Origin of the sequence: Paractinoplanes globisporus DSM 43857 (assembly GCF_000379645.1) — a bacterium.
Lineage (GTDB): Bacteria > Actinomycetota > Actinomycetes > Mycobacteriales > Micromonosporaceae > Actinoplanes > Actinoplanes globisporus.
The window spans coordinates 532,844-558,721 of sequence record NZ_KB903295.1 but is presented as its reverse complement, the minus strand read 5'-3'; the positions used below and the strand labels follow the sequence as shown (position 1 = coordinate 558,721).

Genomic DNA, 25,878 nt, shown 5'->3' with positions numbered 1-25,878 from the left:
TCACGTGAACAGAGGCTGATCGGTAACATGCTGGCAATAGATCGGATGTTTACCAGTCCGGACCGGACAAAATCAAGGCTTAGGCCCGAGTTCTCGCACTATCCATCCGATGTATTGCGAGGCTCTCGGCCCGCATCTCCGAGCTGAAGCCCGGAGCCGTGGGCGCCTGGTAACGGCCGTCGCGGACGACCACCGGATTCACGAAGTGCTCGTGGAGGTGGTCGACGTACTCGATGATGCGGTCGTCCATCGAGCCGGAGACGGCGACATAGTCGAACATGGACAGGTGTTGCACCAGCTCGCACAGGCCGACGCCGCCGGCGTGCGGGCAGACCGGTACCCCGAACTTCGCGGCGAGCAGCAGGATCGCGATGTTCTCGTTGACCCCGGCGACCCGGGCCGCGTCCAGCTGCAGGTAGTCGAGGCTCCCGGCCTGGAGCATCTGCTTGAAGACGATCCGGTTCTGCACGTGCTCGCCCGTCGCGACCTTGATCGGAGCGATCGCGCGGGCGATGGCGGCGTGGCCGAGGATGTCGTCCGGGCTGGTCGGTTCCTCGATCCACCACGGGTCGTACGGCGCCAGCGCCCGGATCCAGTCGATCGCGATCGGCACGTCCCAGCGCTGGTTGGCGTCGACCGCGATCCTGATGTCGGGCCCGCAGGTCTCCCGGGCGATGCGCAGCCGCCGCCGGTCGTCGTCGAGATCGGCGCCGACCTTCAGCTTGATCTGCCGGAAGCCCTGCTGGACCGCCTCCTTGCAGAGCCGCCGCAGCTTGTCGTCGTCGTAACCGAGCCACCCGGGCGACGTGGTGTACGCGGGGTAGCCGGTCGCGAGGATCTCGGCCTCGCGCGCGGGTTTCCCTCGTGTGCGTTCGCGCAATATCGTGAGCGCTTCCGATGGGGTCAGCGCGTCCGTGAGATAGCGGAAGTCGACGAGGTGGACGATCTCCTCGGCTGACATGCGGGCGAGCAACTGCCACAGCGGCAGCCCGGCCCGCTTCGCCGCGAGGTCCCAGAAGGCGTTGATCACGGCGCCGATGGCCATGTGCATGACGCCCTTCTCGGGCCCGAGCCAGCGCAACTGCGAGTCGTGCACGAGCTCCCGCCAGAGATCGCCGAGGTCGGTGTCGACCGGCTTCCCGATCAGGTACGGGGTGAGCGCCGTGATCGCCGCGGTCTGCACGTCGTTCCCGCGACCGATCGTGAACGCGAACCCGTGCCCGCTGGGCCCGCCCGGCTCGTCGGTGCGCAGCACGAGGTAGGCGGCCGAATAGTCCGGATCGGGGTTCATCGCGTCCGACCCGTCGAGCTGCAGCGAGGTCGGGAATCGGATGTCGTGCGTCTCGACCGCCGTGATCCGCGCCCTACTCATGCCGGTGATCCGATGATTGCTTCGTCCAGCAGCTTCGGAGTGGCGCTTCGGCACACGAACAGGTTCATACATCGGATGTCTACCAGCCGGGCGGCCGGGAGGGAAGAGGACCAAAGCCTCTGCCCCGCCCGGTCGGCCGGCGCGACAGTGGTGGTGGAGGTGAATGTCATGGACGTCGTCATCCCGCCGTCACGGCGCGTGCTCGTGGACTGCGTACGCAGCGCGACGGCCGCGCCGTCCCTGCACAACAGCCAGCCGTGGCGGTTCCGCATCCGGGCGAGAAGGATCGACGTGTACGCCGATCCGGCCCGCCGGTTGCCGGTGCTCGACCCCGATGGCCGCGAGCAACTTATCAGCGTCGGTGCCGCCCTGTTCACGCTGCGACTCGCGATCCGCGCCGCCGGGTACCGGTCCGATCTTCAGCTGTTCCCCGAGCCCGGCGTGGTCGCGCGGGTGACGGTCACCCACCCGGCCGCGGCGAGCGACGAGATCGCCGCGCTGGCCGAGGCGGTACCGCACCGGCACACCAACCGGCTGCCCTTCGCCCACCTGGCCGTACCCGAGGAAGATCTTGACTTGCTCCGGGACGCGGCCCGCGCCGAGGGCGCCACGCTCGCGGTGGCCACCCCGGCCGGACGCGAGGCGATCCTCCGCCTCGCCGGCGACGCCGACCGGATGCTGCGTGCCCGGCCCGGCTACCGCGCCGAGCTGGGCCGCTGGACCGGCGACACCCGCCACGACGGCGTCCCGGTCTGGGCGGCCGGTCCGTGGGACGCGCTCGAGACGGTGCCGATCCGCGACTTCGCCGAGCTCTCCGACGCGCCCCGGCGGCGCGCGGCCTTCGAGCCGTACCCGACGATCCTGGTTCTGGCCACGGCGGGCGACGCCCGCGCCGACTGGGTGCGCGCCGGCCAGGCCCTGCAGCGGGTGCTGCTCACCGCCACCTGGCGCGGCCTGGCCACCACCCCGATCGGCCAGCCGGTCGAGGTCCCCGCCGTCCGCCGCCTGCTGCTCGACCCGTCCGCGGGCCTCGCCGTCCAGATGGTGCTCCGGCTCGGCTACGGCAGCCTCGCCGGCCACACGCCCCGGCGTCCCGTCACGGAGGTTCTCGCAAGTCCCTGACCTGGGGATTGATGCGGGGCGGAGAGGGTAAGCCCGTGGGGTTCACATCACGGGGGGAGCTTCACCATGACCGCTTTATCGTCACCACAGGGACTGCCGATCGGCATGTTGGTCCGGGGCCGCCACGCCAGGAGGTGGGAGCTCGACGAGGACGCCGGCCCGACGGTGGGCGCCTCGGACGCCGCCGCCGACGCCGCGGCATCGGGCGCCGAGGTGGACCTCGGCCCCGTGCACCGGGACTCGGACGGCGTTCCGGTCGGCGAGGCCGACGCCGAGGCCGATCGCCTCGCCTCCGGCGCCCGGCGCCGGGCCCGATGAGGGGGGTTCGCTCGTAGACTGACCGCGTGCGCGATCCCGGTCCGTTCGGTCCCGGACGGCGCTAGCGTGCGCCGGCGCCCCGGGGAGGCCACGCCCGGCGTGCGGGTGCGCCGGGCGGCCGAGCTGCTGGTCGGGGCGTTCGGGCGCGGCGAGGTCGAGGCCGCCGAGGCGTACCGGGGCGCGGTCGTCGTGCTGATGCGCGTGGTGTTCCTGCGTCTCGCGGCGCCGCGGCGGCTGGACGAGGTGTCCACCTGGTCGCAGCTGATGGCCCTCTTTCACGCCGTGCACCGCGAGCACGGCGGGTCGCTCTTCGGCGACGACGGCCTGTCCTGGCTGCCGGCCGAGGTGGATGACGAGACCGTCGTGGGCCTGCTGCGGGCGGCCGGGGACGGCTTGGACGTCGAGGAGATCGGGTACGCGTACGAAAGCCTGCTCTCCTTCGAGGCGCATCGGCCGGCGCCCGGCTCTCTGCTCGTGACCGAGTCGGCGCTGCGGCGCGCGACCGGCACGCACTACACGCCGCGCGAGCTGGCCGAGGAGATCGTCGAGGGCGCGCTGGCCCCGCTCGTGCACCACCCCGGCCCGGTGCAGACCTCCGACGTCACGCGGTGGCGGCTCCGGCCGGCCGCCGAGCTCCTCGAGCTGAGGGTCGCCGACATCGCCATGGGGTCGGGAGCGTTTCTGGTCGCCGCGGCGCGCTATCTGAGCGATCGCCTGCACGACGTGAGTGAGTGGCCGCCGGACGAGTGCCGGCGGCGGGTCGTCGAGCGTTGCCTCTACGGCGTGGACCTCAACCCGATGGCCGTCGAGATGGCGCGGCTGTCGCTGTGGCTGATCGCGGGAGATTCCGATCGGTCGTTCGCGTTCCTCGACCATCGGCTCGTCGCCGGTGACTCGTTGCTGGGTGTGGCCGGCACGAGCGTTCCCGACCGTTTCCGTGCGGATCTGATCACCGGGGCCGCCCTGGCCGGCGTCAAGCGCGCGACGCTCCGGCGCGTCGAGGCCGGGGGAGCGGACGTCGCCCGGGAGTCCGCGGCGCGCTGGCTGGCCACCGGCCGGCCGCCGGGCGGCTTCGAGCGGCGTCCCCTGCACTGGCCGCTGACGTTCCCCGAGGTCTTCGCGCGCGGCGGGTTCGACGCGGTGATCGGCAACCCGCCGTTCCTGGGCGGCAAGCGGATCAGCGGTGCCCTCGGCAAGGCCTACCGCGAGTACCTGGTGACGGTCGTCGGCCACGGGGTTAAGGGGAACGCCGACCTCATCGCGTACTTCCTGCTCCGGGCCCACGCTCTCCTCGGGCCGGCCGGGCAGACCGGCCTGATCGGCACGAACACGCTCGCCCAGGGCGACACCCGCGAGGTCGGTCTCGACCAGTTGGTCGCCGGCGGGGTCACCATCACCCGGGCGGTCAAGAGCCGTCGCTGGCCCTCCCGCTCGGCCGCCCTCGACTACTGCGTCGTGTGGACCAGCCGCGTCCCGCACGCCGGACCGGCGCGGGCGATCACCTCGTCGCTCGAGCCCGCTTCGCGCGTCTCCGGCACTCCGCGACGACTGCGGGGGAGCGCGGGCATCGCCTTCATCGGGAACTTCGTCAACGGGATCGGGTTCGTCCTGTCGCCGCGGGAAAGAGCGGACCTGATCGCCGACGAGCCACGCGCGGCCGAGGTGGTCTCGGAGTATCTGAGCGGGCAGGACCTCAACAACCGCCCCGACCTGACCGCGAGCCGGTGGATCATCGACTTCCGGGACTGGCCGCTGGCCCGGGCGGCCGGCTATCCGCGCTGCCTCGCCCGGATCGAGCGCCTGGTCAAGCCGGCCCGCGACGCCCTGCCCGACGCGAAGCGGGCCACCCGCGAGAAATGGTGGCAGTACGAGAAGCTCGCGCCCGCCCTGCGCCGCGCGATCGGCGGGCTCGACCGGGTGGTCGCGATCAGCTTGGTCGGCAAGGCGGTCATGCCCGCGATGGTCCCGACCGGTCAGGTCTTCTCGCACATGCTCGGCGTGTTCGCCACCGACGACCCCGCGATGCTCGCGCTGCTCTCCAGCTCCCCGCACTACTGGTGGGCGGCCGGGCGCGCGTCGACGCTCGGCACCACCCTGCGCTACACGCCCTCCGACACGTTCGAGACGTTTCCGCTCCCGGCGCCGACCGTGCGGCTGCGCGAACTGGGGGAGCGCCTCGACCGTTCGCGGCGCGAGCTGATGCTGGGCCGGGGCTGGGGGCTCACCGCGACCTACAACCGGGTCGCCGACCCTGCGTGCCAGGACGGGGACGTCGCCGGGCTGCGCCGGGTGCACCGGGAAATCGACGAGGCCGCCTGCCGGGCGTACGGATGGAACGATCTGGATCTTGGTCACGGGTTCCATGGGAACCGGTACACGATCGGGCCCGAGGCGCGGCGCGAGGTCCTCGACCGGCTGCTGGAGCTGAACCTGGCCCGCCACGACGTGGAACACCTGTTGCCCTGACATTTCCGGAGGGTTACGTTGGGAGCGCTCCCATTGACGGACGTCTCTCCCCCTCTCCGGAAGGAAGCCCGTGTCCCCATCCCCCTTGGTACGGCGGCTGACCCCCGCCGTGGCCGGCCTCGCCACCGTGGCCGGCGTCTGGATCGCGGCCGGCGGCACCGCCAGCGCCGGAACGATCAGCGGAAACCTCTACCGCGACCCCAACACGGCCGTGGCCCGTTGGGTCGCCGCGAACCCGAACGACTCGCGCACCGCCGTCATCCGCGACAAGATCGCCAGCCAGCCGGCGTCGCGATGGCTGTCCAACTTCAACCTCTCGACCGTCCAGGCCGACGTCTCCAGCTACGTGAACGGCGCCAACGCCGCCGGGCAGATTCCTCAGCTCACCGTCTACGGCATTCCCAACCGCGACTGCGGCGGCGCCTCGGCCGGCGGTGCGCCCGACCTCTCGCAGTACCAGACGTGGATCGGCAACATCGCGCGTGGCCTCGGCGGCCGGACTGTTCTGATCATGCTCGAGCCGGACTCGATCGCCTTGCAGACGTGCCTGAGCGCGAGCGACATCTCCGCTCGCGACCAGGCCCTGCACACGGCCACCCAGACCCTCAAGGCCGGCAACGCGAACGCCAAGGTCTACCTCGACGCGGGCCATTCCACCTGGAACAGCGCGAGCGACCAGGCCGGCCGTCTCGTCGCGGCCGGGGTGGCCGACGCCGACGGCTTCTACACCAACGTCTCCAACTTCAACCCCACCAATTCCGAGGCGTCGTACGGCCGCAGCATCCTGTCGGCGTTGTCCGGCCGGGGCGTCAACGGCAAACACCAGGTCATCGACACGAGCCGCAACGGGGGCGCATCGGGTGACTGGTGCGGCGACGACAACACCGACCGCCGGATCGGCGCCTATCCCACCACGGCCACCGGCGACGCCAACGTCGACGCCTACCTGTGGGTGAAGCCGCCCGGCGAGGCCGACGGCTGCAAGTACACGGCGGGATCGTTCCAGCCCGACCTGGCCTACAGCCTGGCCAGCTCGGCCCCGAACCCGCCGACCACGCCACCCACCACAACCCCGACCACGCCACCGACCACCACTCCGACGACGCCACCGACGACGCCACCGACCACCTCGCCCACGACACCGCCGACCACCCCGCCGACGACGGTCCCGGTCGGTGGCTGTTCGGCGACCTACCAGACCGCGAGCTCGTGGCAGGGCGGTTTCCAGGGCCTGGTCACGGTCAAGGCCGGCAGCAGCGCGATCGCCGGCTGGACGGTCACGTGGCCGCTCCCCTCGGGCCAGTCGATCACCCAGCTGTGGGGCGGCGAGCTCGTCTCCGGCTCGCCGACGGTGACCGTCCGCAACGCGTCGTGGAACGGCTCGCTCGCGCCGAACGCCACGGCCCAGTTCGGCTTCCTCGCCAACGGCACGGCCAGCACGCCCACCATCACCTGCACGTCCCGCTGACGGCCCGGGCCCGGTCTCGCACAGTCGAGGCCGGGCCTCGCCGAAACTATGCGGCCCCGAGAGTTGTCGCCCACTTCCGGGCGCGGTCGGTCTCGCCGTCGAGCAGCGGCCCCTCCGTGCCGGTGACGCGGAAGCTCTCGGCCGGCGCCACCAAGCGGCAGCCGAGCTTGCGCAGGCGGCGCTGTGCCTTTCGCGCGGCCGACCCGGTCGGGTACCGCGTATCGATCCGCGTGTCGAAGGTCGCCGCCGCGACGCCCCGCAGCGCCGGCGACGCGTCGAGGTATTCGCGAAGTCCGCCGCCCGTGTGCGCCGATCCCTGCTTGGCCGCCTCCGCCCGGCTGGACGGCCGGCTCATGCCGAACGCGTGCGTCGGACCGCCGACCACCAGCAGGTCGACACCGTCCGGGGACGGATCCGAGGCCGCATCCGCGAGCGTCACCTCGTACGTCCCGGCCAATCCGTCGGCGACCGCTCGGGCGATCTCCGCCGTGTTGCCGAACATCGACTCGTACACGATCAGGGCTTTCATGGTGTCACGAACCTTTCCCGGCTTGTCCGTGCCTCCAGGCTCCCGCCGCCGCGGCGGGCCGGTCAGGGCCGAAGGACCTGCGGCCACGGGACCAAGCGCGTCGTGCCTGGGTGCGCGGGCCTCGTTGTGGGAGCCTGAGCGGGTGACTGGCGGGCCTTCGACCACACGGGAGATACAGGACATTCTCTGGCGGGCGGCCGAGAAGCTCCGGGGGTCGGTGGATGCCGGGGAGTACAAGGAATTCATCCTCGGGCTGGTCTTCCTCAAGTACGTCTCGGATCGCGGCGTGCTGGGCGTGCGGTGGGCGGAGCTCGCGGACGCGGACGCCGAGCGGCTCGACGCCGCCCTGGAGGCGATCGCCCGGGACAATCCGGCGCTGGCCGGAGTGCTGCCGACGGTGTTCGGACGGGTCGATCGGCAGCGGCTGCGGGAGCTTGTCCTGCTGATCGGGGATGCCACCTTCTCGGACGGGGACGTGCTGGGCGAGGCGTACGAGTATCTGCTCGAGCGATTCGCCCGGGCCGAGGGCAAGCGGGCGGGCGAGTTCTACACCCCGGCCGCCGTCGTGCGGCTGCTCGTCGAGATGCTCGAACCGTTCCGGGGGACGGTCTACGACCCCTGCTGCGGGTCGGGCGGGATGTTCGTGCAGGCGGCCAAGTTTGTGGGGCGGCATCGGGACATCGCCGTCCGCGGGCAGGAGAGCAACGAGCGCACCTGGCGGCTGGCGCGGATGAACCTGGCCATCCACGGGATGGATCCGGGCGGGATCGCCTGGGCCGATACCTTCGCGCGGGACCTGCACCCGGGCGTACGGGCCGATTTCATCCTGGCCAACCCCCCGTTCAACCAGGCGGGCTGGCAGCGGGATCCGGGCGACCCGCGCTGGAAGTACGGTCTGCCGCCGCTGAGCAACGCGAACTTCGCCTGGCTCCAGCACATCGTGGCGAAACTCGGCGACGGCGGGACCGCGGGAGTCGTGCTGTCGAACGGGTCGATGTCGTCCCGGCAGTCGGGGGAGGGCGCGATCCGGGAGGCGCTCGTGCGGGACGATCTCGTCGCCTGCATGGTGGCGCTGCCGGGAAATCTGTTCCGCACCACCGCGATCCCGGCCTGCGTGTGGTTCCTGGCGAGGGACAAGGGCGATCGGCGCGGCCGGATTCTCTTCGTGGACGCGCGCGGCCTCGGCACGATGACCGACCGGACCGAGCGGCTTCTCACCGCGGCCGACGTCGCGCGGGTCGCGGACACCTTTCACGCCTGGCGGCGCACGGGGTACGCCGACGTCCCGGGCTTCTGTTACTCGGCCACCACCGCGGAGGTCGCGGCCCAGGACTACGTGCTCACCCCGGGCCGATATGTGGGCGCCGCCGCCGGTGAGAAGGACGCCGAGCCGGTCGCCGATCGGATCGCGCGGCTGACCGGGGAGCTGTACGCCCAGTTCGACGAGTCGGCCCGGCTCGAGGCGGCCGTGCGCGACCAGCTGAGACGGCTCGATGGCTGACTGGCCGACCGGCACGCTGCGGGACGTCGCCGCGCCGAAGGGTCTGGCCGGCGGCCCGTTCGGATCCCTGCTGGGCGGCAAGGACTACGTCGCCGCGGGGGTGCCGGTGATTCGCGGCGTCAACCTCGGATCGGCGGGCCTTTTCGACTCGTCGGCGTTCGTGTTCGTCAGCGCGGACAAGGCCGCCCGGCTCGCGGGCAACCACGCCCGCCCCGGCGACGTCGTCTTCACCCAGCGCGGCACGCTCGGTCAGGTCGGCATCGTGCCGCCCGGCTTCGGCACGTACGTGATCTCGCAGAGCCAGATGCGGTTGCGCGTCGACCCGGCCAAGGCCGATCCCCGGTTCGTCTACTACCAGTTCCGATCGCCGCGAATGGTCGAGGCGATCCGCGGCAGCGCCATCACCACCGGCGTGCCGCACATCAACCTCGGCATCCTCGCCGCCCTGCCGATCGTGATCCCGCCGCTGGCCGCGCAGGTGGCGATCGCCGACGTGCTCTCCGCCCTGGACGCGAAGATCGCCGTCAACGACCGGGCGTCGCGGATCGCCGGCGACCTCGCCGCGGCCGAGTTCGACCGCGTGCAGGCCGTGCCCGAGCGATCGTGCGCCCTTGCCGACGTTCTCGATCTGGCCTACGGAAAGGCCCTTCCCGCGATGGGGCGCCGGCCGGGCGTGGTGCCGGTCTTCGGCAGCGGCGGCATCTCCGGGCGCCACGACGAGCCGCTGGTCGAGGGGCCCGGCGTGATCGTCGGCCGGAAGGGAACGGTCGGCTCCGTCCACTGGTCGTCACCGGCGTTCTTCCCGATCGACACCACCTACTTCGTGCGCATCAAAGATCACAACATCAGCCTCCCGTACGCGTACCACCTGCTCCTGGCCCTGGGTTTGAGCGGGATGAACCAGGACTCCGCCGTCCCCGGTCTCAACCGGTCGCATGCCCTCGCCCTCCCGGTGCGCCTGCCGGCCGCCGGAGCGATCGCCGCCTTCACCGACCGTGTCCGCCCGCTGTTCACCCTGCGTGATCAGCTCGCCGCCGAGAATGATGCGCTGACCGGCCTCCGCGACTACCTGCTGCCCCGCCTGATCGAGGGAAGCCTCCGGGTCCGGTTCTGAAGCGGACGATCGCCGAGTCGCACGGCGAATGCGGGCAAACACCCGGCCATCGGACGCCGCGACACCCAAAAGCAAGCCCGAGATTGTCTCGCGTTCATTGGTTAGTTAACCTGCATGCTCCAACGCGAGGGTCGGCGTATCACGACCCTCGCCTGTTGGTTGCGTGACAACGGGGAACGGGGAAACACGGGGTGTTACGAACACAAGGGCTGACGCTGTCTCGAGGACGGGACGGCGCGCACGCCGAACGGCAGGCGCACGCATGATCGCGCTGCGGTTCTACCGCCTGTTGCCCAAGGATCACCGGCTCCGGCTGGTCCAGATCCTTCCGCCGCACCGCCAGCTCTGGCTCGTCCGCCGCCTCACCCGGCAGCGGTCCCACGCCCGTCCCGCGGCCGCCGGCTCGCTCATCAAGGCCCGCGACGCCGGCCGCACCCTGCGCGCCCGGGTCGAGACCGGCACGACGCCCGCCGCGGCCTGGCACCGCAACCTCACCGCGGTCACCGCCGTCCTCGACCGGGCCGGCATCGACTACTTCTGCCTGCGCCCCACCGGCCGGCTGCACAGCGCCGTCGCCGTCCACAAGCGCGACCGCGACCGCACCCTGGCCGCCCTGCGCGGGGACGCCGAGCTCGACGGCGCTCTGATCCGGACCGGCGAGCTCTCCGACCGCGGGTTCCGCCCGAGCCGTCTCGGCAGGACCGGCGTGCGGGTGTTCTTCCCGGTGACCGACCCGCACGGCTCGACCGTGCTGGGCAGCGGCTCGGCCTGCGAGATCGAGTTCTGGCGGACCGTGAAGGGCGACGGCGGCGCGCCGGACATGATCGTCGGCCCGCGCCGCAACGAGGTGGCGACCGTGCTGCCGGCGGAGGCCGAGTACGTGCAGGCGCCTCCGTCCGCCCTGAGCGCGATCCTCCCGCCGACCGACACCCGGCCCCGCTACCGCACCCGCGCCGAGTTCGCGGGCGTGGCCGCCGAGGACGTCCGGTTCCCGATCGACGTGGTCTACACCTGGGTCGACGGCAGCGACCCCGACTGGCTCGAGCGCAAGAACGCCTCGCTGGCGGCGGTCGGCCAGGAGCAGATCAACACGATCGCCACCAACCAGTCCCGGTTCATCAGCCGGGACGAGCTGAAGTACTCGTTGCGCTCGATCGTCTCGTTCGCGCCCTGGGTGCGGCACATCTTCCTGGTGACCGACGACCAGCTGCCGCCCTGGCTCAACGACCAGGACCCGTGGCTCACCGTCATCCGGCACACCGAGCTGTTCGGCGACACCGGCACGCTGCCGACGTTCAACTCGCACGCGATCGAGTCCCGGCTGCACCGCATCCCGGACCTGTCCGAGCACTTCGTCTACTTCAACGACGACATGTTCCTGGGCCGGCCGGTGCTGCCGACCGCGTTCTTCCACGCGAACGGCCTCGCCAAGTTCTTCCAGTCGACCGCGCAGCTCGAGGCGGGACCGGCGACCGTCTTCGACGCGCCCGTGACGGCGGCCGGCAAGAACAACCGCGAGCACGTCCAGCAGCTGTTCGGCCGCCGCATCACCCGCAAGATGCAGCACGTCCCGTACCCGCTGCAGAAGAGCGTGCTGGAGGAGATCGAGGAGTGGCTGCCGGAGGAGGTGCGGCACACCTCCGAGCACCAGTTCCGGCACCCCCGGGACCTGTCGATCCCGTCGTCGCTGCAGCACTACTGGGCCTACCTGACCAAGCGTGCGGTCCCCGGGAACATCAAATATACGTACGCCGATCTCGCCCACCCGTCGACGCCGGTGCAGCTCGCGTTCCTGCTCTCCCGCCGGCACTGCGACGTGTTCTGCCTCAACGACACCGACTCGGCGGCGGTCGCGCTGGACGAGCAGGCGGCGATGATGGCCGACTTCCTGCCGAAGTACTTCCCGTTCCGCTCGCCGTTCGAGCTGCCCGACGACGTGGCCGCCGAGCGCGCCCAGTTCAGCGCCACCGAGCTGGCCAAGCAGGCGCGCAACGGCGCCACCGCGGTCATCCCGCACCAGTACACGCCGGACGCCGGCACCCTCCAGCGCTACTGACCTGCTAGCGCCAACCCCCAGGATCGGACCTCGCGTGGTGACCAGACGACGACTTCTCGGTGCCGGTGGGCTCGTGGCCGCCGGGCTCAGTGGCGCCGCCTTCGGGGCCCAGCACCTGCTCGGGAAGAAGGCGGAGCCGGCCCGGCCGCGACATCTGAACATCACCGCGCATCCGGACGACGACCTCTACTTCTTCAACCCCGACCTGCAGCAGGAGATCAAGGCCGGGGTGGAGGTGCTGAGCATCTGCCTGACCACCGGCGAGGCCGACGGCCGCAACTTCCCCAGCGGCGACTCCCGGATCAAGGATCAGCCGGTCCGGTTCCACGAGTACGCCGCGGCCCGGCAGCACGGACTGCGGTCGGCCTACGCCCGGATGGCGGCGGGGGACGCGGACAGCCCGTGGAAGCGGGAGCTGGTCACCGCCCGCACCGGCGCGCCGATGGAGGTCGCCACCCTCATCGCCGAGCCGCGCATCCGGCTGGTCTTCCTCGATCTGTGGAACGAGGCCGACAAGGATCCCGGCTACGCCGCGAGCAACGTGCGGCTGCTCTGGTCGGGCGAGGCGCAAAAGCTGCACACGATGCAGCCGGCCGGCAGCCCGATGCAGGCCGGCTACACGCACAGCCGGCAGTCGTTGCTGGACACGCTGGTCGAGCTGATCACAGACTTCAAGCCCGATTGCGTACGCCTGATGGACCCGGACCCGGATTTCCAGGTGCACGACGCGGACCACCCGCAGAACTCCGACTCCGGCGACTACTCGGACAACGCCGACCACACGGCCGCCGGCCTGTTCGGCTGGGCCGCGCTGCAGGAGCACTGGCGGCGCGGCGGTGGCGGGGTGGCCGACAGCTATCGCGGCTACTACAACCAGCGCTGGCCGCAGAACCTCAGCGAGGACGCGTACAAGCAGAAGCTGGACCTGCTCGCCACCTACGGCGGGCTCGACGGCCGGCCGTGCACCGACCCGATCGGTTGTGGCGACCTCAAGCTGGGCAACCGCGCCGCCTCCCGGCAGTACGGCTGGAGCACCACCCACCGGTACGGCAGCAGCGCGACCTGGGTGCACCCGGCGCAGGACGGCCGGCTGAACGTCTTCGCGGTCCAAGGTGGACGCGTGGTGCGCTGGGCCGAGGAGACTCCCGGCGCCGGGAAGTGGGCTTCCGCCGATGTTCCGGGCGGCGGCGACCTCCTGCCGCATCTGGCCGTCAACCGCAACGCCGCCGGCGGCCTGCAGGTCTTCGGCGTCCGGATGGTGCTCGACGCCGACCCCGGCAAGCAGGCCCGCGAGCTGGTCACGATCGGCCAGACGGCGGGCGGCGACGGCTTCGGCGACTGGACCGGCCTGGGCAACCCGCACGACGGCGAGCGCAACCCCGCCCGCCGGCGCCGGGTCGGCATGCCGGCCGTGGGCCGCTACGCCGACGGGCGCCTGGCCCTGTTCGTCCGCAACGGCGGCACCGGCCTGAGCTGCCGGATCCAGGCCGCGGACGGCACGTGGCGGCCCTGGTCGGATCTCGGCGGCTCGGACACCCAGGACGGCCTGTCCGTGGTCACGACCGCGAGCGGGCTCGTCGAGGTCTACGCGGCGATCCACGGCGGCGTGCTGCGCTGGTTCCAGGAGACGGCCGCCGGGCCCTGGCGACGGCAGACCGTGAAGGTCACCCCGCCGGCCGCCCCGCCGACCGTCCTCACCGGACCCGGCGGCCGGTTGACCATGCTCGTCCGGGAAGGCACGAGCACCGAAGTCCTGGCGTACGGGGAAAGCTCCTCCGGGGTTTGGAATCTCGATCCGCAGCGGCTGCGGAGCGAAGGCGGATTCGGGACGGTCGCGGGCGCGCAAGGGCTGATCGCGAGCCGCAACAAGCACGGCACGGTGAGCGTGCGGTTCACCGCGGACAAGGCCTGGGCCAAGGCCGGGCTCGGCGTCTTCCACTCGCCCGCGGTCGCTCTCGACAGCCGGCAGCGTCCCGTGGTCGTCGCGCTCGACCGGGACGGGCAGCCACGGGCCCGGCGCTGGGTGGCGGGCAAATGGAGCAGCGAGCGGTTCCCGTCCGCGGCGCGCAGGAAGTAGCGGGGGCACCGGATGAGCACGGATTCTCTTTCCACGCGCGTCGGCCGCACCCTGCGCGGCGGACCCAGGCAGACGCTGCTGGTCGCGCGGCGCGAGGTGGGCCGGGCGGTGAAGCCGCGGGCGCGCCGGGCGTGGACCGGTGTCGCGCTGCGGATGGCCCGCCTGACCAGCTCCCGCAGCATCGCCGAGACGACGTTCCTGGGCGTGCTGGACGGGCACACGCTCAACCTCCAGGCGACGCTGCCCGACGTCGAGGGTGCCGTCCCGGTCGCCGCGGAGCTGCTGTTCAGCCACGAGAGCAGCACGCAGCGGACCCCGGTGACGCTGCGCGAGGCGGACGGGCGGTGGCTGGTGGAGGCGACCGTGCTGCTCGGCGACCGAGCCGGCGCGACGCGACTGAACCGGGGCGTCTGGCAGCTCGGGCTGCTGGTCACGCTGGACTCGGGGGAGACCCGGCGGATGACCGTACGCCGGATGACGGCGGCCACCGCGGCCCGGCGCGCACCCACCATCGCCGTCCCGCCCTGCCCCGACACCGGAACCCGGTACCGGCCGTCGACCACCGCGGCCGGCGCGTGGCAGATCACCGTGCGCCCGGGCCGGCCCCGGGCCGAGGTCGCCCGGCTGGTCGTGGACCTCGGCGGCACCGAGATCATCGGGCGGTTCGTGGGCGTGGCCGACCGGTCCGGGGCGTACGCGGAGTTCACCCGGCGCGGCGACGAGCTCACCCACGAGGTGCCGGTCGCGGTGACCGGTGACATCTTCCGCATCCACGCGCCGCTGGCCCGGATGAGCCCGGCCGACGGCACGAAGGAGATCTGGGACGTCCGCGTGCGCATTCCCGGCGGCCCGGGCCTTCGCGTCGGGCGGTGGCTGCACGACCTGACCAACCTCGCGCGGGTGCTGCGCCCGTACGAGCGCCGGATCTTGATGCCGGACGGCGTGGCCTTCCACCTCCGTCCCTACTACACGCCGGCGGGCAGCCTCGCCCTCGCCTGCACCAGCGCCGAACCGGGAGCCGCCGCATGAGGATCACTTTCCTGCTCAACACGGCGGACGCCATGGGCGGCACCGAGCGGGCCATCTTCACCCAGGCCGAGTTCCTGGCCCGCGAGCACCAGGTCGAGGTCCTCAGCGTCTTTCGCACCAGCAAGGAGCGGTTCTTCGAGGTCGATCCGCGGCTGTCCGTGCGCTACCTGGTCGACACGGTCGGGCCGGTGCCGCGCCCGGTCCGCGACAGCGCGCTGACCGACGCCGACTGCCAGGCGCTGAGCAACGCCGAGCCGCACCTGATCGCCAAGCGGTGGGAGGTGTCGATGACCCGGCTCGCCGAGATGGAGATCGAGTACGCCCTGCGCGAGCTGGAGACCGACGTGCTGGTCTCCTCGTCGCCCGCGCTGATGGCCGCGACGACGACGTACTCCCGGCCCGAGGTCTTGACGGTGCACCAGGAGCACCGGCCCTCCCAGCTGCGTGGCGGCACCGGCGAGCCGCTGTTCCAGTTCGCGCCGCGGCTGGACGCGCTCGTGGTGCTGACCGAGCGGACCCGGCAGTGGTTCGAGGACAGCATGCGCGAGCTGGCGCCCCGGCTGGAGATCATCGGGAACGCGCTGCCCGCCGGGTACCGGCCGAAGTCCACGCGTACCACCCGGGTGGTCACGATCGCCGGCCGGATCGTCGCCGAGAAGCAGGTCGACCAGGCCATCCGGGCCTTCGCCCCGGTCGCCGAGGCACACCCCGACTGGATCCTGCGGGTCCTCGGCGACGGTCAGCAGCTGCCCGCGCTGCGGCGGCTGGCGGAGAGCCTCGGCCTGAACGACAACGTCCAGTTCCTGGGCTCCGTGCAGCAGATGGCCCAGGAGTGGTCGAAGAGCAGCATCGCGCTGCTCACCTCCCGGGACGGCGAGGCCCTTCCGCTGGTGCTGATCGAGGCGTTCACCGCCGGCGTCCCCGCGATCAGCTACGACATCCAGACCGGGCCGGCCGAGATCATCACGCACGACGAGAACGGGTACATCATCGGCCCGGGCGACGTCGACGGGCTCAGCGAGGCGATCCGTCGCCTGATCGAGGACGAGCCGCTGCGGCACCGGTTCGGCGAGGCCGCCCTGCGGGCCGCCGCCGCGTACGACCTGCCCAAGATCATGGGGGAGTGGGCCCGGCTCTACGGCAGCCTGCTCGCCGGCCGCGACGACCCGGCTCGCCTGCGGCGCAAGGCGGATCGGCTGGCGGCCTGGGTGGCGGCGACCGGCGGGTCCGGGCTGGCGCCGGCCGCGCCGCGACCGGACCGGCCGCTGTTCCAGCGCAGCGCGCGCGAGGTGGAGCGGGCCATCGCCGAGGCCGACGACACCCTCGTGCGGTCGGCGGGCCGGCTGTCGCTGCAGTCGGACGAGATGATGCCGAACGAGGCCGCCGAGCGGAACCTGCACCTAGTCGCGGAGGTGCTCGACCGGCACGGCATCACCTACCACGTGATCCGCGACCACGGCGTCCGGATCCGGGTGGCGATCCACGAGCGCGACCGGGACGCGACGCTGGCCGCGCTGGCCGTGGACTTCGCCGAGAAGCCGATGTACACCGAGCTGGTCAGCCCGGCCGGCGTCGTCTCCGGCGTCACCCTGGCCGCCCTGGCCGGCACCTCGGAACAGGGGCAGAACGCGGGGGGTCTGCGCGTCTTCCAGCCCGTCGTCACGTCCTCGCGAACCCTGCGCTACGGGCCCGCGTACGGCTGCGACGTGGAGTTCTGGCGCGACGGCGAGCTCGAGGAGGGCAGCCTTCGCCCGCTGCGGCGCACGCTGATCGGCGACACCGTCCCGGCCGGCGTCGCGGCCGTCCCGGGCACGCTGGAGGTGGGCGGCCGCACCTACCCGACGTACGCGGCGTTCACCGAGACGCTCGTGGCCGACCTCGCGTTCCCCATCGACGTGGTCTACACCTGGGTCGACGGCAACGACCCGGCCTGGATGGCCCGGAAGTCGGCCCTGCTGGAGACGCTGGGCCGTCCGCCGGTGGACGCCGCCGGCGGCGCCGCCCGGTTCGCCAGCCGCGACGAGCTGCGGTACTCGCTGCGCTCGATCGCCATGTTCGCCCCCTGGGTGCGCAAGGTCTGGCTGGTGACCGACGACCAGACGCCGGGCTGGCTGGACACGAGCCATCCGCGGATCGAGGTGGTCAGCCACAAGGAGATCTTCGGCGGCCGGGGCGCGCTGCCGACCTTCAACTCGCACGCCATCGAGACCCAGCTGCACCACATCGAGGGTCTCGCCGAGCACTTCCTCTACTTCAACGACGACGTGTTCCTCGGCCGGCCGATGCAGCCGAGCCTGTTCTTCGGCGCCAACGGCGTGGCGAACTTCTTCATGTCGCCGACCGCCGTCCCGCTCACCCCGATCACCGAGGACGACGACTTCAACTTCGCCGCCGGCAAGAACAACCGGGAGCTGATCCGGGAGGCGTTCGGGCACACCCTGACCAACGCGTTCCTGCACACCCCGCACCCGCTGCGGGTCAGCACGCTGCGCGACATCGAGGAGCGGTTCGCCGAGGCGGTCGGCCGGACGGCGGGCAGCCAGCTCCGCTCGGCCACCGACATCGCGGTGCCGTCCTCGCTGCACCACTACTACGGCTATTTCACCGGGCGGTCGGCGCGGGGCTCGATGCGGGTCGCGTACGTGGATCTCGGGGACGCGACGCAGCATCCGCGGCTCACCCAGATCCTGACCACGCGCGGCTACGACGTGTTCTGCCTCAACGACACGCACCACGGGCTGGTCTCCGAGGCGGAGCGGGCCCAGGTCGCGAAGGTGTTCCTGGACAACTACTTCCCGGTCGCCAGCGAGTTCGAGCTGGGCAGCGGCCGGAACCGGGCGCAGGGGGACGCACGATGACCGCGGTCGCTTCCGCTCTGTCGCCTTCGCCGGTCGCTGCCGAGCGGTCGTCGCGCGGCCCGATCCGGCCTCGGCGGGTGGCCTTCCTCGACGGGCTGCGGTTGCTGGCGGCGCTCAGCGTGCTCGGCTACCACTACCTGGCGCTGCCCGACGGCTGGGACGAGCAGTCGCGCGCCGTCTTTCCCCACCTTTACCTTCCGGCGTCGTACGGATGGTTGGGTGTTCAGCTCTTTTTCCTGATCAGTGGGTTTGTCATTTGCATGAGCGCGTGGGACCGCGGGCTGGGCAGCTTCTTCGTCTCCCGGGTCTCGCGGCTCTACCCCGCCTACTGGACGGCGGTGCTGATCTCGGCGACCGTGCTGACCCTGTGGCCGCTGACGCACAAGGCGCCGTCGCACGGTGACGTGCTCACCAACCTCACCATGCTCAACGAGCCGCTCGGCGTGAGCCACGTCGACGGCGTGTACTGGACGCTCTGGGTGGAGCTGCGGTTCTACCTGCTCTTCGCGCTGGTCGTCTGGCGGGGCCTCACCTACCGCCGCGTGGTTCTCTTCTGTGCGATCTGGACCGCCGCCTCGGTGATCGCCGAGGGCGCCGGCAGCGACGTGCTGCGAACCGTCGTCGACCCGCAGTACTCGGCGTACTTCGTGGCCGGCATCGCCTGCTATCTCATGTACCGGTTCGGGCAGAGCGCGCTGCTGTGGGGCATCTTCGGGATCTCCTTCCTGCTCGCCGAGCACCAGATCTGGGTGACCTTCGAGAACATCGAGAAGCGGATCGACCACGACCTGCCGAACTGGCCGGTGCTCGCCATCCTGGCCGCCTGCTTCGCGGTGGTCGCCGCCGTGGCCGTGGGCGTCTTCGACCGCGTCCAGGCCCGCTGGCTCACCGTGGCCGGCGTGCTGACCTATCCGCTCTACCTCCTGCACGCCGAGATCGGCTGGGTGGTGATCCGCGCGCTGCACGACCGCGTCCCGCCGGCTCTGCTCGTCACCGGCCTGGCCGCCGGCATGCTTTTCGCGGCGTGGCTGCTGCACCGCGTGGTCGAGCGACCCCTCGCCCCCCGGATCCGCCGCGTCCTGCGGACGGAGCTCGAGCGGGTGCGCTGATATCGGTTCGTGCCGGTGCCGAGACCGGCCCGCCGGGCGGCGTTGGTTGACTCGCCAGCATGATTGTTCGCGGGGGAACCATCGAGATCGAGGCCGTCGACGTTCGCTACCGCTGGACGTTGGCGGCCTTCTTCGCCGTTGTCGCGGCGACCTGGTGGCATCCGATCCACCCGGCGGAACAGGCCATGCATCATTCGCTCACGCTGGTCGGGCTGGTCGCGCTGCTCGTCGTGCAACGAGCGCGTCCCCTCCCGTACGCCTCGTTTCTGTTGATTTTGATCTTCCTGGCGCTGCATTCGGTGGCGGCGCGCTGGATCTACTCGTTCGTGCCCTACGACGACTGGACGTCGGCGCTGTTCGGCGTCCGGATCTCGGACGTCTTCGGGTGGCAGCGCAACAACTTCGACCGGCTCGTGCACCTCAGTTACGGCCTCTGTTTCGGCCCGGTCATCTTCCGTGCTCTCCGCGACCGGACCCGATGGGCGCCGATGCTGGCGGTCGACATCGTGCTGTCCACGAGCGCGCTCTACGAGCTGTTCGAATGGAGCATAGCCATGACGCTCGCGCCCGGCGCGGCCGAGGCGTACAACGGTCAGCAGGGCGACATGTGGGACGCGCAGAAGGACATGGCGATCGCGACGACCGGCGCGGTCATCGGCGTGACGCTCGCCGCGTACCTCGCCCGGCGGCGTAGGTTGTCGGTATGAACAAGCTCATCAACGATCCGGGGAACGTCGTCGCGGACGCCCTGCGTGGCCTGGCCGCCGCGCACCCGGAGCTTCGGGTCGACCATGAGCAGCGCGTCGTCTTCCGCGGCGACGCGCCGGTGCGCGGGAAGGTCGGCCTCGTCTCCGGTGGCGGCTCCGGGCACGAGCCGCTGCACGCCGGATTCGTGGGTGCGGGCATGCTCGACGCGGCCTGTGCCGGCGAGATCTTCACGTCCCCGGTGCCCGACCAGATGGCGGCGGCGACCAACGGTGTCGACGGCGGCGCCGGGGTGCTGCACATCGTCAAGAACTACACGGGCGACGTGATGAACTTCGAGATGGCGGCCGAGCTCGCCGAGACCGAGGTGGTCGCCGTGGTCATCGACGACGACGTGGCGGTGCAGGACAGCCTCTACACGGCCGGCCGGCGCGGGGTCGGCGTGACCGTGCTGGTCGAGAAGATCGCGGGGGCCGCGGCCGAGGAGGGCCGCCCGCTCGACGCGGTGGCCGCCGTCGCGCGGAAGGTCAACTCGCAGGGGCGCAGCATGGGCGTCGCGCTCAGCTCGTGCACCGTCCCGGCCGCCGGGCGACCCACCTTCGACCTGCCGGACGGGGAGATGGAGCTCGGCATCGGCATCCACGGTGAGCCCGGGCGCCGTCGCGTGCCGACCGGCACCGCGGCCGAGATCGCCGAGATGCTGCTCGCGCCGATCCTCGCCGACCTCGACTTCACCGGCGGCGACGGCGTGATCTGCTTCGTCAACGGGATGGGCGCCACGCCGCTCATCGAGCTCTACGTGATGTACCAGGAGGTCGCGGCGATCCTCGGCAAGGCGGGCGTGCCGATCGCCCGGTCGCTGGTCGGGCCGTACATCACCAGCCTCGACATGGCCGGCTGCTCGGTGACGCTGCTGAAGGCCGACGACGAGATCCTGCGGTTGTGGGACGCGCCGGTCCGCACGCCGGCGCTGCGGTGGGGGGTCTGAGTTCCATGCCGGACACTGTGGACATCACCGCGCTGCACGGGTGGATCCGTGAGTTCGCCCGGCTCATCGCCGACCACAAGGACCTGCTGACCGAGCTGGACGCCGCGATCGGCGACGCCGACCACGGCATCAACATGCATCGGGGCATGAGCGCGGTGGTCACGACGCTCGAGAGCGAGAGTCCGGGCCGTCCGTCCGAGATATTCAAGCGTACGGGGATGACGCTGGTCAGCACGGTCGGCGGCGCGTCCGGGCCGCTGTACGGGACGGCGTTCCTGCGCATGTCGGCGATCGCCGGGGACGCCGAGTCGCTGGACGGGACCGACCTCGCGAAGCTGCTGCGGGCGGCGCTGGACGGCGTGGCCCAGCGGGGGAAGGCGTCGGTGGGGGACAAGACGATGCTGGACGCGCTGTCGCCGGCGGTCGAGGCCCTGGAATCGGCGATCGAGGACGGGCAGCCGCTGGCCGTGGCACTGGGCGCGGCGGTGCGGGCGGCGGAAGAGGGACGGGCGGCGACGATTCCGATGGTGGCTCGCAAGGGGCGGGCCAGCTATCTGGGGGAGCGCAGCGCGGGCCACCAGGACCCGGGGGCGACGTCGGTGACGTTCCTGCTGGCGGCCGCGGCCACGTCGCTGAGCTGATTTTCATGGTCGGGCTGGTCGTCGTCAGTCACAGTCGTGCGCTGGCGCGGGCGGCGGTGGAGCTGGCCACCGAGATGCTGCACGGCTCCGAGGTTCCGGTCGAGATCGCCGCGGGCCTGGACGAGTCCACATTGGGCACCGACGCGGTGGCCATCTCGGCGGCGATCGGCCGGGCGGACCGCGGCGACGGCGTCGTGGTGCTGATGGATCTGGGCAGCGCGGTGCTCTCGGCCGAGATGGCGGTGGAGATGCTCGGCTCCCCGGACGTCCTGCTCACCCCGGCGCCGCTGGTCGAGGGGCTGGTCGCCGCGGTGGTGTCGGCGGCTTCCGGCGCCTCGCGGGAGGAGGTCGCGGCCGAGGCGAGCGCCGCGCTGCAGGGGAAGCAGGAGCATCTCGGGGTGTCGTCGCCCACGGTCGAGCCGTCCGCCGTCGCCGGTCCCTTCGAAAGCGGGACGGTCACGATCGCCAACCCGCACGGGCTGCACGCTCGGCCGGCGGCGCGGCTGGTCACCGAGGCCCGGCGCTTCGACGCGGCGGTGGAGATCCGGAACCGGTCTTTAGGGTCGGCGTGGGTGCCGGCCGGGAGTCTTTCGCGGGTGGCGACGCTCGGGGTGCTGCGGGGGCACGAGATCGAGGTGCGGGCGTCGGGGGCGCAGGCGCGGGCGGCGGTCGACTCGCTCGTTGCCCTTGCCGCTGGACAGTTCGGCGAGGCCGGCTCGAATCCCGGCGGGCCGCTTCGCCTCGCGGCCGCTCGGGTCGGCGCGCCGCCCGCGGCGCCTTCGGCGGCGTCACCCACCGCGCCGTTGGCCGCGTCACCCCACGGCCGGGGCCAAGCCGCCTCGGCGGGGGTCGGTATCGGGCCGGCTTGGAGCGGCCGCTCCGCTTCCCCGCCGGTCCCGCCTAGCATTTCCGACATATCAGGTATGTCGGTTGAAGAGGCCGTGGAGGCGACCCGGCAGGAGATCTCCCGCCTCCAGCTTTCGTCTTCGCCGGCCGCGGCTTCGATCTTCGCGGCACACCTCCTGCTGCTGGATGACGCTTCGCTTCTCGACGACGTACGGAATCGGATTGGTCGTGGGGTTTCTTCGGCTCGAGCGTTCTGGGAGGCCGCCGAGCACGTGGCCGGTGAGTTCGAGGCGCTCGACGATCCCTACCTCAAGGGACGGGCCGCCGATGTGCGTGCGGTGGGGTCGCAGGTCGTGCGGCACCTGCTCGGCCTGGGACCGGCGCGGCTCGACGGGGACGGCGTGCTCGTCGCCGACGACCTCACGCCGGCCGATGTTGCCGGGCTCGACCCTCGCCGGGTGACCGGAGTGCTGCTGGCCGGCGGGAGTCCGACGGCGCACGCGGCCATTCTCGCCCGGGGGCGGGGGATACCGATGGTGGCCTCGGCCGGGGCGGGTGTCCTCGCGATCGAGGCCGGCGTGACCGTCGCTCTCGACGGCAGCACCGGGGAGTTCGTGGCCGGCCCGGCGGAGTCCATCGTGGACGAATTCCGCTCGCGGGCGGCACGCCTCGCGGCACACCGGTCGCAGGCCGTCGCCCACGCCCACGAGCCGGCGGTGACCCGGGACGGCGTCGCCATCGCGGTGGCGGCCAACGTCAGCTCGGTCGAGGACGCGGTAGCGGCGTTCGCGGCGGGCGCCGACCTGGCCGGTCTCGTCCGGACCGAGTTCCTGTTCCTCGACCGCGACCGGGCCCCGAGCGTCGACGAGCAGGTGGCGACCTACCGGCGCCTGGCCGAGGCGATGGGCGGCCGGCGCATCACACTGCGCACCTTGGACGTCGGCGGCGACAAACCCCTGCGCTATGCGCCCGGGCCGCCGGAGCGGAACCCGTTCCTGGGAGTGCGCGGCCTGCGGCACTCGCTGGCCCATCCCGCGCTCTTCCGCGACCAGCTCGAGGCCATCGTGCGGGTCGCACGGGAGACCCCGGTCAGCGTCATGTTCCCGATGGTGACCAGCCTTGAGGAGCTGCTGGCCGCCCGCCGCGTCCTGCACGAGGCCGATCCGCCCGCCGGGCTGGAGGTGGGCATCATGGTCGAGGTCCCGGCCGCGGCACTCAAGGCGGGAACGTTCCAGCGGCACGTGGATTTCGTCAGTCTCGGCACCAACGACCTGACCCAGTACACGCTGGCCGCCGAGCGCGGGAACCCGGCGGTACCGGCCGACGGCCTGGACCCGGCCGTCCTGCGCCTGATCGATCAGGTCTGCCGGTCGGTGGGCGTCCCGGTGGCGGTCTGTGGCGAGCTGGCTTCCGACGAGGTGGCCGTGCCTCTGCTGACGGCTTTGGGCGTACGCGAGCTGAGCGTCACGCCGTCGGCGGTCCCGACGGTCAAGGAGGCGGTACGCGCCGCCGGCGGCGAATCCGTGGCGTGGATGCTGGAGCTCCCCGATGCGGCGGCCGTCCGCCGAGGGCTAGAAGGGCGCCCGGCGACAGGACGATGACCAGCCGCCGGGTGGCCCGGGTCTGCGCGACGTAGAGGTCCCGCCGCGCGAACTGGTCGGGCGCGACGACCAGCACCGTGTCGAACTCCAGCCCTCGGCAGGCGGAGACCGGGATCGCGCCGTCGATCTCGTCCGCCAGGTGGTCCGGGCAGATGACCGCGACCAGCTCGTCGGCGCCGATGTCCAGGATCGCCGGCCCGACCGCGGGCGGCTCGCCGTGCCGCACCGAGCGGCTCAACTCCTGCTCGGGGGCGATCTCGGCGAGCAGGCCCCGGTTGTACTCGAGGATCTCGGCCGTGGTCCGGTAGTTGACCGTCAACGTGTGCAGCTCGAACCGCTCCCCGACGGCCTGCCGCCAGCCGGTGACGGTTGAGCCCGTCCCCGCCTGCGCGAAGTCACCGACGACGGTCACCGACCGCGACGGACAGCGGCGTAGAACCACCCGCCAGTCCATCTCGGTGAGCTCCTGCGCCTCGTCGACGACGACGTGCCCGTAAATCTCCTCGGGCGGCCCGTCGATCAGCGCCGACGCCTCGTCGAGCAGGGCCAGGTCGGCGGTGGTCCACGGGACGTCGGCGTCCTGGCCCAGCAACGCCCGCACCACGTCGGCCGGGTCCAGGCGCGGCCAGATCCGCTCGATCGCCTCGTCGACCAGCGGGTCCGCCGCGATCGACGCCCGGGCCGCCCGGACATCGTCAAGCTCGGCGAGCGCCGGAACCGCGGGCGATGGTGCCGGCTCGCTGCCCGGGGGCGATGGCGCGGGGTCGTTGGCCGGCTGCGACGGTGCCGACCGGCCGCGCCGGCCCTGCTGATCGGGCCGATCGCCGGTGTCGCCGGGGTGCGTGGTCGCCCGCTCGTCGGCCCGGCGGCTGGTCGCGGGGCGTGGGCGGTCGTCGGCGAGGCCGAGGGACCTCAGGTCGGCCGCGACGGCCGCGTCGAGGTCGACGCCGGTGAGCTCGACGGTCTCGGCGTCGATCCGTTCCAGGGTCGCGGCGGTCGCTTCGGCCCGGATCCGAGCGAGCTCGGCGACCAGATACTCCTTGAACGCGGCCCGGCCCGGATTGTGCGGCATCCCGTCGGCGGCGGCGATCGCTTCGGACATTGCCGCCGCGCCGATCTCCACCGTGTCGGTGCCCAGCGACAGCCTGATCGTTGCGGCGTGCGGGCGGCGGCCCGCGACGAGTTCGGCGAGGCGGTCGGCCATCTCCGCCCGGCCCTTGGACCGGGCCGCCGCATCGGCGCCTGGCTGATGGCCATGTTCGGGGAGTCCCGCCTGCGGCTCGGTGGCGGTGACCCCGTTGCGGGTGGCGAGACGGACATCGTTCTCGCCCAGCGACGGCAGCACCCGCGAGATGTAGTCGAGAAAGCGCGCATCCGGCCCCACCACCAGCACCCCGCGCGCGGCGGCCGCCGGGAAGGCGAACAGCACGTAGGCGGCCCGGTGCAGCGCGACGACCGTCTTCCCGGTCCCGGGCCCGCCCTGAACCACGGTGATGCCCTGATACGGCGACCGGACAATCGCATCCTGCTCGGCCTGAAGGGTCGCGATCGCGTCGCCCATCCGCCCGGTCCGCGGCGCCGCCAGGGCCTCGGCCAGCGGTCCGTCGCCGACCACATCGTCCGGTGCCGGCGCCGAACCGTCGAGGATCTCGTCCGCGACCGAGACCACCTTCCGCCCCGCGAGGCGCAGGTGCCGCCGTCTCCGTACGCCCATCGGGTGGGCCGGGGTGGCGGCATAGAACGGCGCCGCGGCGGGTGCGCGCCAGTCGACGAGCAGCGGCTCCCCGTCCACCCGCAGGCCCCGCCGCCCGATGTGCAGCGAGGTCCCGTCCACGCGATCGATCCGCCCGAACACGAGCCCGTGCTCGGCGCCGCGCAATGCCGCCAGCCGTCGGCGAAGTGCCGCCGCCCGCTCCGGATCCGGTCGGCCCTCGAGTTCCGCCCGGATCTCGTCCGCCTCGGCGTCGAGCCGGTCGTACATGCGCGCCACCAGCGCTTGCTCGTCCACCGCACCCATTGTCAGGAGATTCCGGCGGGAAGTAAGTCTTGACTTACTTCCCGCCGTCAGCCGGTCGGCG

At 72.1% G+C, this 25,878-nt stretch carries 18 protein-coding genes; 15 read left to right on the top strand and 3 right to left on the bottom strand.

The features are described from left to right. Positions 1 to 79: 79 nt before the first annotated feature. A complete protein-coding gene (locus A3CQ_RS0109330; RefSeq protein WP_020510663.1) occupies positions 80 to 1,372 on the bottom strand; it encodes an enolase C-terminal domain-like protein in 1,293 nt (430 codons plus the stop codon). Between the two features lie 168 nt (positions 1,373 to 1,540). On the opposite strand from A3CQ_RS0109330, the gene A3CQ_RS0109325 reads away from it, so the two are divergent. The 4 genes from A3CQ_RS0109325 to A3CQ_RS0109310 all read left to right on the top strand — a co-directional run bounded on the left by A3CQ_RS0109325 (position 1,541) and on the right by A3CQ_RS0109310 (position 6,746). Then, positions 1,541 to 2,494 (top strand): Acg family FMN-binding oxidoreductase, encoded by a 954-nt coding sequence (locus A3CQ_RS0109325; RefSeq protein WP_020510662.1) that lies wholly within the window; start codon positions 1,541 to 1,543, stop codon positions 2,492 to 2,494. 66 nt (positions 2,495 to 2,560) lie between these two features. Continuing rightward, positions 2,561 to 2,812 (top strand): hypothetical protein, encoded by a 252-nt coding sequence (locus A3CQ_RS0109320; protein ID WP_026205488.1) that lies wholly within the window; start codon positions 2,561 to 2,563, stop codon positions 2,810 to 2,812. 66 nt (positions 2,813 to 2,878) lie between these two features. After that, positions 2,879 to 5,278 (top strand): Eco57I restriction-modification methylase domain-containing protein, encoded by a 2,400-nt coding sequence (locus A3CQ_RS52130; RefSeq protein ID WP_157295548.1) that lies wholly within the window; start codon positions 2,879 to 2,881, stop codon positions 5,276 to 5,278. Positions 5,279 to 5,348: 70 nt separating this feature from the next. Further along, complete coding sequence (locus A3CQ_RS0109310; RefSeq protein WP_051115190.1) at positions 5,349 to 6,746, top strand: glycoside hydrolase family 6 protein; 1,398 nt, start codon at positions 5,349 to 5,351, stop codon at positions 6,744 to 6,746. 46 nt (positions 6,747 to 6,792) lie between these two features. Here the strand turns inward: A3CQ_RS0109310 and A3CQ_RS0109305 are convergent, their stop codons facing one another. Beyond that, a complete protein-coding gene (locus A3CQ_RS0109305) occupies positions 6,793 to 7,275 on the bottom strand; it encodes a flavodoxin family protein (RefSeq protein ID WP_020510658.1) in 483 nt (160 codons plus the stop codon). Between the two features lie 142 nt (positions 7,276 to 7,417). Here A3CQ_RS0109305 and A3CQ_RS0109300 point away from each other — a divergent pair, with 142 nt between their 5' ends. The 11 genes from A3CQ_RS0109300 to ptsP all read left to right on the top strand — a co-directional run bounded on the left by A3CQ_RS0109300 (position 7,418) and on the right by ptsP (position 23,800). Further along, a complete protein-coding gene (locus A3CQ_RS0109300; protein WP_245577130.1) occupies positions 7,418 to 8,776 on the top strand; it encodes a type I restriction-modification system subunit M in 1,359 nt (452 codons plus the stop codon). Beyond that, on the top strand, positions 8,769 to 9,890 hold the full coding sequence (locus A3CQ_RS57205) for a restriction endonuclease subunit S (protein WP_020510656.1): 1,122 nt from the start codon (positions 8,769 to 8,771) through the stop codon (positions 9,888 to 9,890). Before A3CQ_RS0109300 ends, A3CQ_RS57205 begins: the two co-directional genes overlap by 8 nt. 262 nt (positions 9,891 to 10,152) lie before the next feature. Further along, positions 10,153 to 11,946: a stealth family protein gene (locus A3CQ_RS0109285; RefSeq protein ID WP_020510655.1), complete on the top strand. Its 1,794-nt coding sequence runs from the start codon at positions 10,153 to 10,155 to the stop codon at positions 11,944 to 11,946. Between the two features lie 37 nt (positions 11,947 to 11,983). After that, complete coding sequence (locus A3CQ_RS61625) at positions 11,984 to 14,023, top strand: PIG-L family deacetylase (RefSeq protein ID WP_169516265.1); 2,040 nt, start codon at positions 11,984 to 11,986, stop codon at positions 14,021 to 14,023. A 12-nt stretch (positions 14,024 to 14,035) separates the two neighbouring features. Then, positions 14,036 to 15,052, top strand: a complete 1,017-nt coding sequence (locus A3CQ_RS0109275) for a hypothetical protein (RefSeq protein WP_020510653.1) — start codon at positions 14,036 to 14,038, stop codon at positions 15,050 to 15,052. After that, positions 15,049 to 17,910, top strand: coding sequence for a stealth family protein (locus tag A3CQ_RS0109270; protein ID WP_020510652.1), 2,862 nt, complete (start codon positions 15,049 to 15,051; stop codon positions 17,908 to 17,910). The genes A3CQ_RS0109275 and A3CQ_RS0109270 overlap by 4 nt, the downstream gene beginning before the upstream one ends. Then, positions 17,907 to 19,019, top strand: coding sequence for an acyltransferase family protein (locus tag A3CQ_RS52110; protein WP_020510651.1), 1,113 nt, complete (start codon positions 17,907 to 17,909; stop codon positions 19,017 to 19,019). Before A3CQ_RS0109270 ends, A3CQ_RS52110 begins: the two co-directional genes overlap by 4 nt. A gap of 59 nt (positions 19,020 to 19,078) precedes the next feature. Beyond that, a complete protein-coding gene (locus A3CQ_RS0109260) occupies positions 19,079 to 19,726 on the top strand; it encodes a DUF2238 domain-containing protein (RefSeq protein ID WP_020510650.1) in 648 nt (215 codons plus the stop codon). Further along, positions 19,723 to 20,712: a dihydroxyacetone kinase subunit DhaK gene (gene dhaK / locus A3CQ_RS0109255; RefSeq protein WP_020510649.1), complete on the top strand. Its 990-nt coding sequence runs from the start codon at positions 19,723 to 19,725 to the stop codon at positions 20,710 to 20,712. Before A3CQ_RS0109260 ends, dhaK begins: the two co-directional genes overlap by 4 nt. A gap of 5 nt (positions 20,713 to 20,717) precedes the next feature. Further along, positions 20,718 to 21,353, top strand: a complete 636-nt coding sequence (gene dhaL / locus A3CQ_RS0109250) for a dihydroxyacetone kinase subunit DhaL (protein ID WP_157295545.1) — start codon at positions 20,718 to 20,720, stop codon at positions 21,351 to 21,353. Positions 21,354 to 21,358: 5 nt separating this feature from the next. Beyond that, on the top strand, positions 21,359 to 23,800 hold the full coding sequence (ptsP, locus tag A3CQ_RS0109245) for a phosphoenolpyruvate--protein phosphotransferase (RefSeq protein ID WP_020510647.1): 2,442 nt from the start codon (positions 21,359 to 21,361) through the stop codon (positions 23,798 to 23,800). Here ptsP and A3CQ_RS57200 read toward each other — a convergent pair. Continuing rightward, positions 23,688 to 25,817 carry a HelD family protein gene (locus tag A3CQ_RS57200; protein WP_020510646.1) on the bottom strand — a complete coding sequence of 710 codons (2,130 nt, stop codon included), beginning with the start codon at positions 25,815 to 25,817 and terminating at the stop codon, positions 23,688 to 23,690. The genes ptsP and A3CQ_RS57200 overlap by 113 nt on opposite strands. Positions 25,818 to 25,878: the final 61 nt, after the last annotated feature.